The following is a 3,022-nucleotide window of genomic DNA, read 5'->3' as shown; positions in this document are numbered from 1 at the left end:
TGAATTTTCGGAACTACCTCTGAGAGAGGAGGAGGATCATGAAACTAGATAATAAGACTTACGACCTGTTGAAGTGGCTGGTGTTGATTTTTATGCCAGCCTTTATTACATTTGTTGGAGTAATTGGCCAAACTTTACAAGCTGATTGGCTAGGTCCAAGCCTGACCATTTTGACAGCTTTTAACACTTTTCTGGGGACTATGATTGGAGTCTCATCTATTTCTTATGGTAACAAGGAGGATAAAGATGGCAACACTAAATGATGTAATTGGATTTGCGGAAAACCTTGCGAATGCTGGAGTTGGTTGGGACCAGGATGGGTACTATGGGACCCAATGTGTGGATTTGCCGAACGGAATCGCTGGTCAGCTCTTTGGTAAAGCCCTTTGGGGAAATGCGATTGACTTGCTTAATGCAGCCGCCGGCCTTGGATGGGAAGTGGAGTACAACGAAGCTGGCAACTTGAATTCTAAGCCACGGGCTGGAGCCGTGTTCGTTATGGATACGACTTACATTTGGGGCCATCCTTACGGTCATACCGGTCTAGTAATTGCGGATTCTGACGGCTATACCATGCAGACTATTGAACAAAATATCGATGGCAATGCGGACAGCTTGGTCATTGGTGGTCCAGCTCGCTACACCACTCGGAACTTTGACGGTGTGGTTGGCTGGTTCTACTTTCCAATCTCTGACACTCCAGCCCCTGCTTTGCCAGCTCCTACCGGAGACGGTACGATCCACGAAGAGACAGGTACCTTCACAGTTGAGGTGTCTGTCTTGAACGTTCGTGCTAAAGCTGGGCTTGATGGGGAGATTGTGGCAGTTTATACCCCAGGTCAAAAAATTCACTATGATGGTTGGTGTGATCTTGACGGATATATCTGGATCACTTATATTGGTGGTTCTGGTCTACGTCGCTATGTAGCAGTTGGCCAGTCAGAAAGCGGTCGTCGTGTGACTAGCTTTGGTTCTTTTGCATAAGTAGCTGACAGAATGTCGGAGTAAAACATCCCCTCTGGAAAAATCCGGAGGGGTGTTTTATTTTAAAAAAATGATGTTCAATTTCGAATGTAAAGGAAGAAAGTCTTTGGTTTGAGGTTCTATTTTGAAAATATGGTACAATATTTGGAGTTAGGAGGAATTCGCTATGTACAAAAGACTTGAAATCGTAAGTTATGAGAATATTGGCGATTATGAAGCGGAGTATGTTTCTCGTTTTAACTCAACAAGCACATTTAAAACCAATTTAGAAATCCATCCTTTTTCTCAACGAGAAGAGCGTCGAATCACAACAGAAAAACACAAGCTTTTTTATGTTCCCTTGATGGAACACATGTCTCTAATCGAAAAAATATTTCATAATAGTAAATTGCTTAGGAGTAACTTGCTATCAAAGCTGATGAAAGATAGATTGATTATTCATCAGATGATTGATGAGATTAAAAGCACGAATGATGTTGAAGGAGTTAAATCCACCAGGAAAGAATTAGTCGAAGCGTTGAACGATAAGTCAAAAAGTAAAAGATTCTTTGGTATTGTTTCGATGTATAATACTATAATTGAGGAAGAGATTCAGACCATTAGTAGTTTGAGCGATTTTAGAACTATTTATGACAAATTGTTCTTCAATGATATAGAAGATAAAGATAAGCCAGATGGGGAGATTTTTAGAAAAGATATAATTTATGTGGCTGGTGGTGGAAAACGAGTTCATCAAGGAAATCCTAATGAACCAGCTATTCGGGAGGATTTAGAAAAACTATTAATTTTTATGAACTCTGATATCCCTATTCTTATCAAAGCTTTAATTACACATTATTTTTTCGAGTATGTACATCCATTTTATGATGGTAACGGAAGAACTGGAAGGTTTTTGCTTTCATCTTATTTAGCTAGAAAACTAGATTTATTTACAGGACTTTCTGTTTCAGAGGCTGTACTACAAAACAAGAAAAAATATGAGGATAGTTTTTCAAATACCTCGCACCCTAAAAATAGAGGCGAGATAACTTCGTTTGTTGGCGATATGCTAGAGATCATTTTAAAAGGTCAAGAAAGAATGCTGGCGAAAGTTAACAAGTTAAAGAATCAAATTGAACAACTCTCTAATCTGATTAATTTATTGGAAGTCTCAGAGGTTGAAGCGGAGATTCTTTACATTTTGGGACAGGATCAATTATTTGAGATTGTGGATGAAGGTGTAAGCAATATTAAACTTAGTGAGATCTTTAAGAACACATACAAAAGAACACGAATAGATAAAGTAACTAAAGAACTTGAAATCAAAGGTTTTGTGACGAAGGTGAAATCTAATCCCATCGTTTATAAAATGAATTCAGAGTTACTGAAGGATATTGTCGACTAACCCCCTCCCCCGCGGAGGGGGTTTTTACGTCAGATTTTCTTGAGATACGGTAGAATTTTCTTTTCCAAGTAAATTCTGGATACCTTATAAACATTGTCAAATCAACGTTTTCCTGTTTTCTAAGTAAATTCTTTTCGTGAGAAAAACGTGAGAAATTCGGTAGATTTTTTCAAATATTGCTTGACAACATCTATAGCGTGTAGTATAATATAATTAAAGAAAGGAGGAAAGCATATGAAAAGTCGAAAACAAAAAAGACTTGAAGAAATCTTGATAAAATTGACTATCGCAAATGCAGTTGCGGAACTAGTCAAAACAATAATTGAAATCTTCAAGTCTTAAAACAAAATTAGTAAAGCCGAAAGCTCTAGCGAGTAGGCTTTGCTTTTCATATGTATCATATCATGAAAAAAGAGAAATTTCAAATAGTACTATTGACATTGCTTGTCGCAGCTCTATTTGTTCGACTAGGTTTTCTAGTCTTTGAGATTGTACAAAAGTTAGGAGAGTAATATGGCGGTATCAGAATCTCAAAAGAGAGCTAATGAAAAGTGGGCGGATCAGAATCGAGAGCGTAAGTCCTACCTCAGTTCCCGTTCCAGCGCTCGGAGTTTCATCCGGAATAAGGCCACCCTCGAAGACCTGGATGAACTA

Annotated in this window: 3 protein-coding genes; all 3 read left to right on the top strand. The window is 38.3% G+C overall.

Translation table 11 applies throughout. The features are described 5' to 3' along the window. Positions 1 to 38 precede the first annotated feature (38 nt). The 3 genes from N4310_RS08045 to N4310_RS08035 all read left to right on the top strand — a co-directional run bounded on the left by N4310_RS08045 (position 39) and on the right by N4310_RS08035 (position 2,368). Positions 39 to 263, top strand: a complete 225-nt coding sequence (locus N4310_RS08045) for a phage holin (RefSeq protein WP_160332087.1) — start codon at positions 39 to 41, stop codon at positions 261 to 263. After that, a complete protein-coding gene (locus N4310_RS08040) occupies positions 247 to 984 on the top strand; it encodes a CHAP domain-containing protein (protein WP_262092763.1) in 738 nt (245 codons plus the stop codon). Before N4310_RS08045 ends, N4310_RS08040 begins: the two co-directional genes overlap by 17 nt. Before the next feature lie 166 nt (positions 985 to 1,150). After that, a complete protein-coding gene (locus N4310_RS08035; protein WP_262092762.1) occupies positions 1,151 to 2,368 on the top strand; it encodes a Fic family protein in 1,218 nt (405 codons plus the stop codon). The last annotated feature ends 654 nt before the right edge of the window (positions 2,369 to 3,022 follow it).

The organism is Streptococcus danieliae (assembly GCF_025447695.1).
Taxonomy (GTDB): Bacteria; Bacillota; Bacilli; order Lactobacillales; family Streptococcaceae; genus Streptococcus; species Streptococcus danieliae.
This window is presented reverse-complemented; position numbering and strand designations above follow the sequence as displayed.

What these genes read in the sequence shown, in the direction of transcription:
- N4310_RS08045 (WP_160332087.1), top strand. Translation starts at nt 39, where the DNA reads ATGAAACTAGATAATAAGACTTACGACCTGTTGAAGTGGCTGGTGTTG.
- N4310_RS08040 (WP_262092763.1), top strand. Translation starts at nt 247, where the DNA reads ATGGCAACACTAAATGATGTAATTGGATTTGCGGAAAACCTTGCGAAT.
- N4310_RS08035 (WP_262092762.1), top strand. Translation starts at nt 1,151, where the DNA reads ATGTACAAAAGACTTGAAATCGTAAGTTATGAGAATATTGGCGATTAT.